The following is a 13,717-nucleotide window of genomic DNA, read 5'->3' as shown; positions in this document are numbered from 1 at the left end:
CTTGCAGACGCGTGTGCTACGGATCGAAATACCGTGCACGCGTTTCGCAGACCGAGGTGATCGTCTCGTCCAGCCGCGTCAGATGTATCATTCCGGCTTCGACCGCGGCATCGGCATCGCCCTGTTCCACCGCAAGCGCAATGGTTTTATGGTCGTTCAGAAGCTCCGGCATCCGGTCGCCCGTGGTCAGGCCAAGCAGGCACAGCCGGTCAACCTTGGCCTTTTCTTCCGCGATGACCTCAAAGGCGAAATCCGTCTTCGCGATACCGCACAGGGCCTCGTGGAAGCCGTAATCAAGCACCCCGAAGGCGGCAATATCGGACGCCTCAACCGCCTTGACCTGCTTTGCAATATGCGTTTTCAGAAGCTTGGAACCTTCGCTATCACAGTTCAATGCAGCCAGCCGCAGCACCTTGGCCTCAACCGCGGCCCGGACAAAACGCGATTTGGCAATCTCGCGCAGCGAGATCCGCTTTACTTCTGTCGCGCGCTGCGGGCGTGACACCAGAAGATCAAGGCTGACAAGCCGGTTGAACGCATCCCGGACCGGCTGACGCGACACGCCGAATTTCGACGCGATCTCGGCTTCGGAAATCTTGTCACCCGGCAAAAGCTCCAGCGTCAGGATCTGTTCATAAAGGTGATTGAAAACCAGATCGACGCTGGTTTCGCGGGCACGGGCCTGTCGTATTGGCGCCATCTACAGATCCCCCGGCTGGACGTTTGAAAAGCTGATATTGCCTGAAGCCAGTGACATCAACACCTCTCTTGGGGGCCGGCCCCTTGCCGACAAAGCCGGGCGCGATCTGACACCTGGACCGTGTTTATCGACAAAACCGGGATTCACCCACCGCTCTTCAGCCCCGAAAACAGGTCAACAAGACACCACAGCGCCTTGCATCGACAACATGCTTTTGACGCAGTCACACTTGCGGGGTTTGAAAGCCAACTGGCGCGGCCTATACCTGCATGAACACCAGCAAAGGAGTCCTGCGCATGGCAAACCCAACCGCCGCAATGCTTGTCATCGGGGACGAGATCCTCTCGGGGCGGACCCGCGACAGCAACATGCATTATCTGGCCGGCGAACTGACCAAACACGGCATCGACCTGAAAGAGGCGCGCATGGTCTCGGACGATCACGCGGCCATCGTGGCGGCCGTCAAGCACCTGTCGGCTACGCATGATCACGTCTTTACCTCTGGCGGTATCGGCCCCACGCATGATGACATCACCGCCGATTGCATCGCCGCCGCGTTCGACCGCAACATTGATGTCCGCGACGACGCCCGCGCCCTTCTGGCCGCGCATTACGAGCGCAGCGGCTCTACGTTGAATCAGGCGCGTCTGCGCATGGCCCGCATCCCCGACGGTGCGACGCTGATCGAAAATCCAGTCTCCGTCGCGCCCGGCTTCACGCTGGAAAACGTGCATGTCATGGCCGGTGTCCCCTCGATTTTCGAGTCGATGGTGGCCAGCATCCTGCCCACGCTGACCGGGGGCGCGCCGCTGCTCAGCCAGACCTTGCGGATCAATCAGGGCGAAGGCGAAATCGCGGGGCCGCTCTTTGAACTGGCGCAGGAATATCCCGACCTGATGATCGGCTCTTATCCGTTCCAGAAGGACGGCGCTCACGGATCGAACATCGTGATCCGGGGCACGGATGGCACCCGGATCGATGCCGCCATGACGAAACTGTCGGATCTGTTTCCCGAATGACCGACGCGGCGCAGCGGATCCATGCGGTGACAGAGGCAACCTGGCCCGCTGCGCGTCACTGGCGCCGTGGCCCCTGGACCATTCGCGACGGTGCAGGTGGGGGCAAGCGCGTCTGCGCCACCACGGCCCAGGCCGCCTTCAGCGGTGCCGATTTCCAAACCGCCGAGGCCGACATGCAGGCGCTGAACCAGCCGCGCCTGTTCATGGTCCGGCAGGCCGAGACCGCGCTGGATGACGCGCTTGACGCGCGCGGCTACCGGATCATCGACCCGGTGAACCTCTATGTGGCACCGGTCGACCTGATTGACGACCGGCCGATCCCGCCTGTCACCACCTTCGACATCTGGCCCCCCCTCGCCATCATGCGCGAGATCTGGGCCGAGGGCGAGGTTTCCGCCGACCGGATTGCGGTGATGGAACGTTGCAAATGCCCAAAGACGGGCCTGTTCGGGCGCGCCAACGATCACCCCTGCGGCACCGGCTATGTCGCGGTGCATGACGGCATGGCCATGGTCCACGCGCTGCATGTGCGTCCCGCCCAGCGCCGCCATGGCTCTGCCCGCTGGCTGATGCGCCACGCTGCGCGATGGGCCCGCGCGCAGCGTGCCGAGCAGATCACGGCCCTTTGCGTGCAGGCCAACGAAGCCGCCAACCAATTATATGTTTCCATGGGCTTTGCGCTTGTGGGACAGTACCACTATCGCATTCACCCTGACGACCGGACACCCTGACACATGACCGACCCAGACAGCCCCACGGCCCTCGACCTGCCCATGGTCGACCCGCTGCCACCCGCAACGCAGAAATACTTCGACATTTGCCAGGAAAAGCTGGGGATGGTGCCGAATGTGCTGCGCGCCCATGCGTTCGACATCGATAAGCTGAACACCTTCACCGCGCTTTATAACGACCTGATGCTGGCGGATAGCGGCCTGACCAAGCTGGAGCGTGAGATGATCGCCGTGGTCGTCTCTTCCATCAACCGCTGCTACTATTGCCTGACGGCCCATGGGCAGGCCGTCCGCGATCTGTCGGGCGACCCGAAGCTGGGCGAGATGTTGGTGATGAACTACCGCGTGGCCCCGCTGGATGCGCGCACCCGCGCCATGCTGGACTTTGCCGCCAAGGCGACAACCGCCAGCGCCGAGATCGAGGAACCCGACCGGCAAACCCTGCGCGATGTCGGCTTTTCCGACCGTGACATCTGGGACATCGCCAATGTGACCGGGTTCTTCAACATGACCAACCGTGTGGCCAGCGCCACGGATATGCGACCGAATGACGATTATCACGCGCAATCGCGCTAGGCTTCTTTGGCCACTCCTGATCCTCGCAGCAGCCAGCGTGCTTGCCATGCCCGGCAAAGCCGCGATTGTCCTCGACCTGCCCACGGGCAGCCGAAACACCGCTGAAACGGTCGCCACGCTGGACAGTTACCGCCTGCCGACCGCCCCCTGGGACGGAACCACCGTGCCTGCGCAACGGCTCGAAGGACAAATCTCGCGGCAGGCATTCCGCGTGGGCGGCGCGGGTGCCACCACCTTGCAAATCCTTGCGCCGTTGCGGCAGCAAATCGCGGATCAGGGCTATGATGTGCTGTTTGAATGCGCCGCAACCGCCTGTGGCGGGTTCGACTTCCGCTTCGGGACAGAGGTGCTGCCCGGCCCGGCCATGTATGTCGATCTTACCGATTACCGCTTTCTTGCCGCCGCCGCACCCGATCAGACCGAACATCTCAGCCTGCTTGTCAGCCGCAGCGCCGCCGCCGGTTTCGTGCAGGTCATTCGCGTCACGGCACCGGGGGCGGACGCCGCGCCGCAGATCGGCACGTTTGCCGCGCAACCGACCACGACAGGCGCAGTCACCGCGCCCCCCGACGCCCCCGGAGACATCGCGACCCGGCTGGACAGGAATGGTCACGTCATCCTGACCGATCTGATCTTCGACACCGGCGCTGCCGCGCTTGGCACTGGCAATTTCGCCTCTCTCGAAGCGCTGGCCGCATATCTTCGCGCCAATCCCGACCGCCGGATCGTGCTGGTGGGTCACACAGATGCCACCGGGTCACTGGCGATCAATGTTGCGCTGTCCCGCAGGCGGGCGGCATCGGTCAAGGACCGTCTGGTCAGCGCGTATGAAATTTCCGCAAGCAGGCTGGATGCCGAAGGTATGGGATACCTCGCGCCGATCGCCAGCAACCTGACCGATAGCGGGCGCGAAGCAAACCGCCGCGTGGAGGCCGTGCTTCTGCCGAAATAAGAATGCACGCGCATCTTCAGCAACGGCCTGAAATTTGGCTATTGCGCGCGAAAGTGCCCCGGCAGAACCGGGGCACCTCAACCTTGCAAACAGGTCACTCGTCACCATTCCACTCATCACTCAATATCACTCTTCACCACTCCTACTATTAAACATGCCACTCGTTAAAACTTCGCTCCCAGGCATGGTTTTGTCACCAATCCGTCGGACCTTTCTGTCCGAACTCATGCACAAGAAAATCCATGAAGGCGCGGACCTTGGGCTGGGTGAACCGACCCGGCGGATAGACCGCGTATATGTCCAGCGTTTCGGCGGGCAGATCCCGGATCGCATCCTCGACCAGCCCCCGCGCCATCGCATCCGCGTAAAGAAAGGCAGGCAGATAGGCGATGCCCAGCCCGGAAATCGCTGCGTTCAGCAGTGACTGCCCGTCATTGACGCTCAGCCAACCGGCGGTGCGAATCTGACGCTTTTCGCCCGAGGGCGCGGTCACCTTCCAGACATTGCCCCCGGACTGGTGCGAATAATGCAGCAATTTGTGTTCGGTCAGATCGTCGATCTTTTGCGGATGTCCGTATTTTCGGAAATAACCCGGACTGGCGATCATGCTTTGCGCCGTGCTCGTCAGCTTGCGGGCGCGCAGGGTGCCGTCCTCCAGATCACCGATCCGCACCGCCATGTCGAACCTTTCCGAGATCAACTCTACATAGCGGTTGCTCAGCACCATATTGACGGTGATGTCGGGAAATTCCGACAGGAACGCGCCCAGAACGGGCGACAGGCGATTGACCCCGAAATCCGTGGCCACGCTGATCCGCAACAGACCCGAGGGTGCCGACTGCATCGACGTGACCAGAACATCGGCCTCTTCCGCGTCATTCAGCACCTGGCGGGCGCGGTCGTAATAGGCAAGGCCGATCTCTGTCGGGCTGACGCGCCGCGTGGTCCGGTTCAGCAAGCGCGCACCCAGCCGAGCCTCCAACGAAGACACATGTTTCGATACCGCGGATTTTGACAGGCCCAGCTTGCGCGCCGCATCGGTGAACCCGCCCTGATCCACGACCGTGGCGAATGCCTCCATTTCCGACAATCGGTCCATGCGATGTTCCCTTATGTGTTTGACAGGAACGGTCTTGCAGAACAAATCAGGCGCAAATGCGCCAATGCCATGTTGATTGCATGTATTGTTCGCGACATGGAAACGCCGAAGCCCAAACGGTGACGCAGCGTTTGACGGTGACAACCCGTTTCTGATCGGGTGTGATGCGCCGCAACAAGGGAGCCTCCGTATGACCGAATATCCGCACCTCATGTCACCTCTCGATCTCGGCTTTACCACGCTGAAGAACCGCGTGCTGATGGGGTCCATGCATACCGGGCTGGAGGAAACCAAGGACTGGAACCGCGTCGCCGAATTCTACGCCGCCCGCGCCCGTGGCGGTGTGGCGCTGATGGTCACCGGCGGCATGGCCCCCAACCCCGAAGGCGGCGTTTTCCCCGGAGCCGCCGGGCTTTACACGCCGCAGGACATCGCCAACCACCGCATCGTCACCGACCGGGTGCATGACGCGGGCGGCAAGATCGCCATGCAGATCCTGCATGCGGGGCGCTATGCCTACAGCCCCGACTGTGTGGCCCCCAGCGCGGTAAAATCCCCCATCTCGCCCTTCCCCCCCAAAGAGCTGGACGAGGACGGCATCGAGAAACAGATCGCCGACATCGTGACCTCTGCCACCCGCGCGCGCGAAGCGGGCTATGACGGGGTCGAGGTCATGGGCTCCGAGGGGTATTTCCTCAACCAGTTCCTTGTCACCCATACCAACAAGCGCGAGGACCGCTGGGGCGGCTCCTACGAGAACCGCATGCGCCTGCCGGTCGAGGTCGTGCGCCGCGTGCGGCAGGCTGTCGGCCCGGATTTCATCCTGATCTACCGCCTGTCGATGATCGACCTCGTGCCCAACGGCTCTACCCATGCCGAGGTCGTGCAACTGGCCAAGGCCATCGAGGCGGCGGGCGCCACGATCCTCAACACCGGTATCGGCTGGCACGAGGCGCGCATTCCCACCATCGCCACATCCGTGCCCCGCGCCGCCTTTGCCTGGGTCACGAAAAAGCTGATGGGCAAGGTCGGCATCCCCGTCATCACCTCCAACCGGATCAACATGCCCGATGTGGCGGATTCCGTGCTGGCTGAAGGCTGCGCCGACATGGTCTCCATGGCGCGGCCCTTCCTTGCCGATCCCGATTTCGTGAACAAGGCCGCCCAGGGCCGCGCCGAGACCATCGCGCCCTGCATCGCCTGCAACCAAGCCTGTCTGGACCATACGTTCGGCGGCAAGATCTCGACCTGTCTGGTCAATCCGCGTGCCTGCTATGAAACCGAACTGACCGTCACCCCCACGCAACGCCCGCGCAGCGTGGCCGTTGTCGGCGCTGGCCCCGCGGGCCTGTCCGCGGCCATCACGGCGGCGCAGCGCGGCCATGACGTGACCCTTTTCGACCGCGCCCCGGAAATCGGCGGCCAGCTCAACATGGCCAAGCAGGTGCCGGGCAAAGAGGAATTCTGGGGCCTCGTCGATTGGTATCGCACCATGCTGGCAGAGGTGGGCGTCACCACCCGGCTGGAAACCGAGGCCGACACCGCCACCCTGGCCGGTTTTGACGAGGTCATCATCGCCTCCGGCGTCATCCCCCGCGATCCGCAGATCCCCGGTCAGGACGGCCCCAATGTGCTTAGCTATATCGATGTGCTGAACGGCGCGGATGTGGGCAAGCGCGTGGCCGTGATCGGCGCGGGCGGCATCGGCTTTGACGTTTCCGAATTTCTCGTGACAACGGACAGCCCCACCACAGACCTGCCCGAATGGATGCGCGAATGGGGCGTCACCGATCCCGAAAAAGCCCGTTCCGGCCTCGCCCCCGAAGGCCCGCAGCCCGATCCCGCCGCGCGTCAGGTCACGCTGCTCCAGCGCAAATCCGAACGCCCCGGCAAGCGTCTGGGCAAGACAACCGGGTGGATTCACCGCGCCGGGCTGCAAATGAAATCGGTCGAGATGAAGGCGGGCGTGAATTACGAACGCATTGATGCGGACGGCCTGCACATCTCATACGGCGAAGCGCGCGAGCGACCCGAACTGATCGCCTGCGACACTATCGTTCTTTGCGCAGGCCAGCTATCCGACCGCAGCCTTGCCGACGCGCTGGAGGCCGAAGGCACCCCCTGCCATGTGATCGGTGGCGCCGACGTCGCCGCCGAACTCGACGCCAAACGCGCCATCAACCAAGGCACAAGAATCGCCGCCGCGCTGTAGGGCGCTTGGGACGGGAAGAGGCGGGATTTTCGCACGGCCCTTAACCGCGCCACCTCTTCGCTTGATTTTCACCAACATGTGTCTATATTGCGAATGCAAAGGTTCCCCCTCGATGATAAGAACCCAAGGGGTTCTCCGGTAGGTAGTCGGGGGGGTCACACTTTAGTAATAGTGTCGAACACCACTTCTAAAAATGTCGAACTCACTTCGTATCTGTGATGCAACTTCTGTGTACGAGTTGGCGTCGCCATGCTCCCATTTGCGAAATATAGACCAGTTGAAATAGTCGGCGATTTGCAAACCGTAATGAGCGCGGGAAGAGTGATGCATCACTCTGTAAGGTACGCTTGCCGGAAGCATGTTGGCCAACACTGTCTTTACTGCCTTTTCAATAGCTTTTCGCTTCTTTGCAACTGGTAGACTGTCCGTAATCACCACAACCTCACCGACACCATGCGCAGCCCTTTCTACAGCATAGCGCAGAAGATAGCCCAACATTTTTGGGTAGAATCTTTCCGGCGGCTGTAAAGCTGGGCCGGTTTTGCTTTTTTCAACGATGACTGAATCGACGACTTGGTGTGGAACCGAAGTCGCAAGCATAGAAAAAACCTTACCACGAACGTATCTGTTATCGTCCGCACAATGAAAATACTCCATCGCAATGCGCGGCGCTATCCGATGTTCGATGAGGTTGTACTTATAGGTGTCTAGGTCAGTATGAAGCTTGAATGGACGGTAGAGGCTGACGCATGTCAACGTAAAATACTTCGAACCTCTCTTGGAAAAGTCGAAATTTCCCCCTTCATCAAGAAAAATGTAAAGCGTTGGTAGGGCGGCTGGGGGCAACTCTTCAGTCATGTATAGGTTAAAAGAACCTTTAGCTATTTCTTACGCATCATTTCTATGGAAGAAGGAATATGAAGGGAAGGTGCCATTCGCGCCGTATACGGTAAAAAATTCTCTGACGAATGTCCTTTTTTTGCTGACCGCCGACAATCAGCGCATTAAGCCATGCGCGCTGTTTTTCGCGCGCATGGCGTCGTCACCTTGGCGCTTCACTCCGCCGCGGATCGTTTCGGCAGCACCCAGTCGGGGCGGGGGAAGTGGCAGGTGTAGCCGTTGGGGATGCGTTCAAGGTAGTCCTGGTGCTCTGGCTCGGCTTCCCAGAAGTCGCTCGCCGGCTCGACCTCTGTCACCACGCGGCCGGGCCACAGGCCCGACGCCTCGACATCGGCGATGGTGCGCAACGCCTCGGCGCGCTGTTCCTCGGAGCAGTAATAGATCGCCGAACGGTAGCTTAGCCCGACATCATTGCCCTGCCGGTTCAGCGTGGTCGGGTCGTGGATCTGGAAAAACAGCTCCAGCAATTGCCGGTAACTGGTCTTCGCCGGATCAAAGGTGATCTCGATCGCTTCGGCATGGGTGCCGTGGTTGCGATAGGTCGCATTGGGCACATCCCCACCGGTATAGCCGACGCGGGTGGACACCACCCCCGGCAGCTTGCGGATCAGATCCTGCATGCCCCAGAAGCAGCCCCCCGCCAGTACAGCGCGTTCGCTCATGCCACATCCTCCACCTGACCCAGATATTCGCCATAGCCTTCGGCCTCCATGTCATCGCGATGGACAAAGCGCAGCGAGGCCGAGTTGATGCAATAGCGCAAGCCGCCCCGGTCCTGCGGCCCGTCCGGAAACACATGTCCCAGATGGCTGTCGCCATGGGTCGAACGGACCTCGGTGCGGACCATCCCCGTCGAGACATCGCGCGACTCCGCGATATGCGCAGGCTCTATCGGCTTGGTGAAGCTGGGCCAGCCGCAGCCGCTTTCATACTTGTCGGAACTGGCAAACAGCGGCTCTCCGCTGACCACATCGACATATATCCCCGGCTCCTTGTTGGACAGATAGGCCCCGGTGCCGGGCCGTTCCGTGCCATCTTCCTGGGTCACGCGGTACTGCTCGGGGTCGAGCGTTGCGATCACATCGGGGTTCTTTTCATACTTCGCCATGACTTTCCTCCTGGCCTGTCCATTGCGGATTGCTCCTAACAGGTAAATGGGGCAGCCGCGCGAAATTCAAACTCTGCTGCAATCTCGATCACGAAATCGCGTGGCAGGTTGATTATCAGCCGAATACGCCCATAATTCAGTGTAGCAGATTTTCCCTCTGTTACCCAAGACACGACCTTGTGGGCGTCGGCCGGATCACTCCGGTCGGCGCTTTCAGGCCAGCCCCCTATTCCAGCCTTGAGACAGCCCAAAGCGCCGCATCGGCAACCGTGGCATCCGCGTCGTCGCACAGCCCCTGCGCCACGCCGCGCAATCCCGCATCACCGGAATTGCCAATCGCATACAGCACATTGCGCACAAAACGGCCCCGTCCGATGCGCTTGACCGGGCTGCCGCTGAACAGCGCGCGGAATGCCGCATCGTCCAGCACCGCCAGATCGGCCAGCCTTGGTGCCAGAAGCTCGGCCCGTGGGTGATACTTCACCTCTGCGGCGGTCTGCGCGAACTTGTTCCACGGGCAGACCGCCAGACAATCGTCACAGCCATAGATCCGGTTGCCCAGAAGCGGGCGCAATTCCTCATCCACCGGGCCGTGATGTTCGATCGTCAGATAGGAAATGCAGCGCCGCGCATCCAGCCGGTAGGGCGCAGGAAAGGCATTGGTCGGGCAGACATCCAGACAGGCCCGGCAAGACCCGCAGTGATCCCGCTCTGCCGCGTCGGCAGGCAGGTCCAGCGTCGTGAAGATCGACCCCAGAAAGAACCAGCTTCCCAAGTCGCGACTGACCAGATTGGTGTGCTTGCCCTGCCAGCCCAGCCCCGCCGCCGCGCCCAACGGCTTTTCCGGCACCGGAGCGGTATCGACAAAGACCTTGATTTCCGGCGCCTCTGACGACGACTTTGCCGCAGCATCGATCAACCAGCGCCCGACCCGCTTGAGCCGTTTCTTGACCACATCGTGATAATCGCGGTTCTGCGCATAGACCGAAATCGCCGCCCGGTCGCGCTGGTTCAGCACCTCCAGCGGATCATGCGAGGGGCCGTAATTTTCCGCCAGCATGATGACAGACCGCGCCTCGGGCCACAAAGCCGCCGGATCGCCCCGCCAATGCGACCGCTCCGCCAGCCAGCCCATCTGCCCATGCGCGCCCGATTCCAGAAACGCGGCCAGACGCCCGGCCACCTGCGGCACATCCCACGGCCTGCAAATCCGGCAGGCGTCAAACCCGTCGGCCAGTGCCTGCGCGATCAACCTGTCCTTGAGATCCTGCATCGCGACGCGGCCCCCTTTTCGGCATAGCGGGTTCGCCGGACAACCGGCCCGAAGCGCCCCCGAAGCCGCTTAGAAATCGAGGTTGGAATAATGCGCAGGCGGTGGGAAACCCGACACCTGATCGGCCAGAATGGACCGGAAGGCCGGGCGCGACTTGATCTTCGCATACCAGTCCTTGACCACGTCCGACCGGTTCCAATCCACATCCGAGATATAATCCAGCGACGACAAATGCGCGGCGGCGGCAAAATCCGCCAGCGTCATCGTCTCACCGGCCAGCCAGCGCCGATGCTCCAGCAGCCAGGCCAGATAATCCAGATGATACTTGATCGCCTTGGCCCCGTCCTTGACGTTTCGGCTGTCGGGAAAGCCCAGCTTCATCACCTTCTTGTTCACCCGCTCATATAGCAGCTTCGAGGTCACCTCATTGTGGAACTTGTCGTCGAACCAACTGACCAGACGGCGCACCTCATAGCGATTCTCGGCAGAGCGCGGCATCAGCGGCGGTTCCGGGCTGACCTCTTCGATATATTCGCAAATGGCCGAACTTTCCGCCATCATCCGCCCGTCGAATTTCAGCACCGGCACCTTGGCGGCCGGGTTGCGGCGCAGAAAATCCGGGTCTTTTTCCCAGTAGCGTTCTTCGACCAGTTCAACCTCGATCTTCTTTTCGGCAAGGCTCAGCCGCACTTTTCTGCAAAATGGCGACAGCGGAACATGATAAAGGCGAGCGGTCACGTCGGGACAATCCTGTTGAGGGTGCATGCCCCCTGTTTGCCGCGAAGCGCGCCGCGTTTCAACTGCATAACCCGCGCACGGGCACTTCCTTGCCGGGCAGCGTCCCGCGCGAGTGGCCCAACCGTCCAACATGCCCGCCCCAAACCACGATCCGCGGCAAGTCGGCACAGGATCAGGCTATTGCATATATAGCGGCTTGCGGTTTTTTGAGTGCCGCATCGCCAGCCGCCGCCCTTCTCGTCCGGATGGGAAATAACGCGCTCTCTCCGGCTCAAATGCATCTTCCAGAAGCTTTGGAAATAACATTTCTATTTCGGCTAACGCAGTTGGACCTACTGATTGACGTGCCATCGGTCCTAAATACAGGGTTTCAGCAGGGGCCCCATTCGCCAGCACCACCTCGTGCCTGTCCAATAGGATATGCACATAAGTCACGTCGGTCATATCAACTTCGATGTCCACCCCATCAAGATGTAACAGCTGTTTTGCGGCCACCAGAACTTCGGAAACCCCGAACATCCTTTCAGCGATAATGGAGCGAACCAGAACTCTATGCTGAGGGGAAACGACCAGATCTTCTATTGGTATGTTGTCACCCAGCGCGTTTGCCCTGATTCTAATGGGACGCAAGTTTTCATGCAGGCGCAGATCAATGATATCGAGCTTACTTGCGCCGATCCAACGCAATGGCTGGGCACCGTTGTCCCGTGTTAACACCAGATCTCCGGGCACCAAGTCCTCGATCGCACGCAACCCATCTGGAGTTGCGATCATGGTCCCGATAGTAAAGCAAACCGCATAAGGTGGCTCGTCACTGTCGTCTCCGGGAAAAATAAACTTGTCTTGGCTTGCTAAAAGATACGCGTCTTTATCTGCTGAATATATGGCGTATTCTTCTGGCGACATCTTAATTCGAAAGTCGACTTGGTTAAGAGCCCCTCCGTTCTTGAGGTGTAGATAACCATCCCGATATGAGTTGTCGGGACTAAATATTCCAGACGTATCGTTTTCTCTAAGTTCATTCACTCCAAGCAGGCCGCTGCCCGGAAAAGGGACGACGATTGCATCCCCGGGGTCCATTTCATCTATCGTGATACCTGTGCTTGCCAGGATGCCTAATGTAGGAGGAACGTAGGTAAACGTACCATCTTCGGATCCTGAAAAAGCGACCGTTACGTTGCTGAGAAGGTTGGTTAATAGGCCCGGTAAGCCAACATCCCCAGCGGACAAAGAAATATTGCTATCGCCATCAATCAATAGATTTGTTTGGGTTAGCACATTGAGATCCAGAAGACCGGCATCAATAGTGACGGTGCTGCCACCCGTTGCGACGATGTTGGCGCCATTCAAGGCATTCACGCCAAGAATATCGGTAATGTCGACATTTCCACCACCATGGTAAACCACGGTATCGGCATCTAGAACACCCAGAGCCAGCAAACTTGCCTCGTCATGTGCGACAGATGTATCAACATACACGACATTCGCGGCAGCCAGTGCAATATCAATCAGCGGCATTTTCTTGACACCCGACTTCACCGTCTCATTGCGCGCATCAACTAGGCAGCCGACTCATAAAACTCGATCCACAGCCTGACCGATGCCAATTTGATCATCGACAGGAAATTGCGTGACGTCTTCTCGTATCGGGTTGCGATACGGCGGAACGAGGCTTTCAGCCTGCCAAAGAAACGCTCGATTTTGTTGCGTTCCCGGTAGATTGCAGCATCAAATTCGGCGGGTAGTTTGCGGTTGGCCTTGGGAGGGATCACGTCGATAGCGCCCTGTTCCCAGATCAAGTCTCTGATCCAGTCTGCGTCATATGCTTTGTCCGCGAGCACATGTTGGCCAGGTTGCAAATTGTCCAGTAGCGCCTTGCACGGCGGCGCGTCATGAGCTTGGCCGGGTGTCAATTCATATCGGATCGGCAGCCCATCCTGATTGGTAAGTGCATGTATTTTCGTTCCTAATCCGCCCCGTGAGCGACCTAAACAGCGGCGCGGGTCTTTTTTTGAGAGTCGTGGCGGAATGATGCGCGCGCACGCTGGTCCCGTCGACCATCACTGTGTCCACGTTATGCGCGTCGGCGATGGCGTCCATGATCCGGTCCCAGTGGCCCGCATAGCTCCACCGGTTGAAGCGATTATAGACCGTTGTCGGTGGGCCATATTCGCTGGGCAGATCGGCCCAAGGGATGCCGGTGCGCAGGACGTAGAAAATACCGTTGATCACGCGGCGGTCATCCACCCGCTTCTTGCCGCGCGTTTTGTTAGGTAAGACAGCTTTGATGAATTCCCATTCCAGATCGCTCATGTCTGATCGTGCCACTTCCATCCTCCCGCCCGTTGTTTAGACGAAATGAATCACAAACTTATGCTCCTAAACAAGAATTAATGGGTGTGCTGCCTA

14 protein-coding genes are annotated in these 13,717 nt (G+C 59.8%); 5 read left to right on the top strand and 9 right to left on the bottom strand.

The window, feature by feature from the left end; all coding sequences use genetic code 11:
• Positions 1-16 precede the first annotated feature (16 nt).
• Positions 17-700 carry a GntR family transcriptional regulator gene (locus DMZ65_RS06880; protein WP_116598183.1) on the bottom strand — a complete coding sequence of 228 codons (684 nt, stop codon included), beginning with the start codon at positions 698-700 and terminating at the stop codon, positions 17-19.
• Positions 701-996: 296 nt separating this feature from the next.
• On the opposite strand from DMZ65_RS06880, the gene DMZ65_RS06875 reads away from it, so the two are divergent.
• From DMZ65_RS06875 to DMZ65_RS06860, 4 genes are read left to right on the top strand one after another with little or no spacing between them, the layout of a single operon-like run.
• Positions 997-1,719 (top strand): competence/damage-inducible protein A, encoded by a 723-nt coding sequence (locus DMZ65_RS06875; RefSeq protein WP_116598407.1) that lies wholly within the window; start codon positions 997-999, stop codon positions 1,717-1,719.
• Complete coding sequence (locus tag DMZ65_RS06870; protein ID WP_116598182.1) at positions 1,716-2,450, top strand: GNAT family N-acetyltransferase; 735 nt, start codon at positions 1,716-1,718, stop codon at positions 2,448-2,450. The genes DMZ65_RS06875 and DMZ65_RS06870 overlap by 4 nt, the downstream gene beginning before the upstream one ends.
• 3 nt (positions 2,451-2,453) lie before the next feature.
• Positions 2,454-3,026 (top strand): peroxidase-related enzyme, encoded by a 573-nt coding sequence (locus DMZ65_RS06865; protein ID WP_116598181.1) that lies wholly within the window; start codon positions 2,454-2,456, stop codon positions 3,024-3,026.
• Complete coding sequence (locus DMZ65_RS06860; RefSeq protein ID WP_232824916.1) at positions 2,998-3,978, top strand: OmpA family protein; 981 nt, start codon at positions 2,998-3,000, stop codon at positions 3,976-3,978. The genes DMZ65_RS06865 and DMZ65_RS06860 overlap by 29 nt, the downstream gene beginning before the upstream one ends.
• A gap of 193 nt (positions 3,979-4,171) precedes the next feature.
• Here the strand turns inward: DMZ65_RS06860 and DMZ65_RS06855 are convergent, their stop codons facing one another.
• Entirely contained in the window at positions 4,172-5,077 is a 906-nt protein-coding gene (locus tag DMZ65_RS06855; protein WP_116598179.1) for a LysR family transcriptional regulator, read from the bottom strand.
• Positions 5,078-5,267: 190 nt separating this feature from the next.
• Here DMZ65_RS06855 and DMZ65_RS06850 point away from each other — a divergent pair, with 190 nt between their 5' ends.
• Positions 5,268-7,289, top strand: a complete 2,022-nt coding sequence (locus DMZ65_RS06850) for an NADPH-dependent 2,4-dienoyl-CoA reductase (protein ID WP_116598178.1) — start codon at positions 5,268-5,270, stop codon at positions 7,287-7,289.
• 162 nt (positions 7,290-7,451) lie between these two features.
• On the opposite strand, the gene DMZ65_RS06845 is transcribed toward DMZ65_RS06850, so the two are convergent.
• From DMZ65_RS06845 to DMZ65_RS06815, 7 genes are all read right to left on the bottom strand, one after another.
• Positions 7,452-8,147 carry a DUF3800 domain-containing protein gene (locus tag DMZ65_RS06845; protein WP_116598177.1) on the bottom strand — a complete coding sequence of 232 codons (696 nt, stop codon included), beginning with the start codon at positions 8,145-8,147 and terminating at the stop codon, positions 7,452-7,454.
• 197 nt (positions 8,148-8,344) lie between these two features.
• Positions 8,345-8,851: a peptide-methionine (S)-S-oxide reductase MsrA gene (gene msrA / locus DMZ65_RS06840; RefSeq protein ID WP_116598176.1), complete on the bottom strand. Its 507-nt coding sequence runs from the start codon at positions 8,849-8,851 to the stop codon at positions 8,345-8,347.
• Complete coding sequence (msrB, locus tag DMZ65_RS06835) at positions 8,848-9,297, bottom strand: peptide-methionine (R)-S-oxide reductase MsrB (protein ID WP_116598175.1); 450 nt, start codon at positions 9,295-9,297, stop codon at positions 8,848-8,850. The genes msrA and msrB overlap by 4 nt, the downstream gene beginning before the upstream one ends.
• 226 nt (positions 9,298-9,523) lie before the next feature.
• Positions 9,524-10,570, bottom strand: a complete 1,047-nt coding sequence (queG, locus tag DMZ65_RS06830; RefSeq protein ID WP_116598174.1) for a tRNA epoxyqueuosine(34) reductase QueG — start codon at positions 10,568-10,570, stop codon at positions 9,524-9,526.
• Between the two features lie 69 nt (positions 10,571-10,639).
• On the bottom strand, positions 10,640-11,335 hold the full coding sequence (fzlA, locus tag DMZ65_RS06825; protein WP_116598173.1) for an FtsZ-binding protein FzlA: 696 nt from the start codon (positions 11,333-11,335) through the stop codon (positions 10,640-10,642).
• A 150-nt stretch (positions 11,336-11,485) separates the two neighbouring features.
• Positions 11,486-12,826: a Hint domain-containing protein gene (locus DMZ65_RS19835; RefSeq protein ID WP_232824915.1), complete on the bottom strand. Its 1,341-nt coding sequence runs from the start codon at positions 12,824-12,826 to the stop codon at positions 11,486-11,488.
• A 41-nt stretch (positions 12,827-12,867) separates the two neighbouring features.
• Positions 12,868-13,636, bottom strand: a protein-coding gene (locus tag DMZ65_RS06815; RefSeq protein ID WP_114963763.1) for an IS5 family transposase whose coding sequence is annotated in 2 segments (ribosomal slippage) — positions 12,868-13,315 and positions 13,314-13,636 — 771 coding nt in all. Because the reading frame shifts where the segments join, the coding sequence is not laid out codon by codon here.
• Positions 13,637-13,717 lie beyond the last annotated feature (81 nt).

Origin of the sequence: Primorskyibacter marinus (assembly GCF_003313245.1) — a bacterium.
Classification (GTDB): Bacteria; Pseudomonadota; Alphaproteobacteria; order Rhodobacterales; family Rhodobacteraceae; genus Primorskyibacter; species Primorskyibacter marinus.
Note: the sequence above shows the minus strand (reverse complement) of the source record. Positions and strands in the feature narration are given on the sequence as shown.

What these genes read in the sequence shown, in the direction of transcription:
- DMZ65_RS06880 (WP_116598183.1), bottom strand. Translation starts at nt 700, where the DNA reads ATGGCGCCAATACGACAGGCCCGTGCCCGCGAAACCAGCGTCGATCTG.
- DMZ65_RS06875 (WP_116598407.1), top strand. Translation starts at nt 997, where the DNA reads ATGGCAAACCCAACCGCCGCAATGCTTGTCATCGGGGACGAGATCCTC.
- DMZ65_RS06870 (WP_116598182.1), top strand. Translation starts at nt 1,716, where the DNA reads ATGACCGACGCGGCGCAGCGGATCCATGCGGTGACAGAGGCAACCTGG.
- DMZ65_RS06865 (WP_116598181.1), top strand. Translation starts at nt 2,454, where the DNA reads ATGACCGACCCAGACAGCCCCACGGCCCTCGACCTGCCCATGGTCGAC.
- DMZ65_RS06860 (WP_232824916.1), top strand. Translation starts at nt 2,998, where the DNA reads ATGACGATTATCACGCGCAATCGCGCTAGGCTTCTTTGGCCACTCCTG.
- DMZ65_RS06855 (WP_116598179.1), bottom strand. Translation starts at nt 5,077, where the DNA reads ATGGACCGATTGTCGGAAATGGAGGCATTCGCCACGGTCGTGGATCAG.
- DMZ65_RS06850 (WP_116598178.1), top strand. Translation starts at nt 5,268, where the DNA reads ATGACCGAATATCCGCACCTCATGTCACCTCTCGATCTCGGCTTTACC.
- DMZ65_RS06845 (WP_116598177.1), bottom strand. Translation starts at nt 8,147, where the DNA reads ATGACTGAAGAGTTGCCCCCAGCCGCCCTACCAACGCTTTACATTTTT.
- msrA (WP_116598176.1), bottom strand. Translation starts at nt 8,851, where the DNA reads ATGAGCGAACGCGCTGTACTGGCGGGGGGCTGCTTCTGGGGCATGCAG.
- msrB (WP_116598175.1), bottom strand. Translation starts at nt 9,297, where the DNA reads ATGGCGAAGTATGAAAAGAACCCCGATGTGATCGCAACGCTCGACCCC.
- queG (WP_116598174.1), bottom strand. Translation starts at nt 10,570, where the DNA reads ATGCAGGATCTCAAGGACAGGTTGATCGCGCAGGCACTGGCCGACGGG.
- fzlA (WP_116598173.1), bottom strand. Translation starts at nt 11,335, where the DNA reads ATGCACCCTCAACAGGATTGTCCCGACGTGACCGCTCGCCTTTATCAT.
- DMZ65_RS19835 (WP_232824915.1), bottom strand. Translation starts at nt 12,826, where the DNA reads ATGCCGCTGATTGATATTGCACTGGCTGCCGCGAATGTCGTGTATGTT.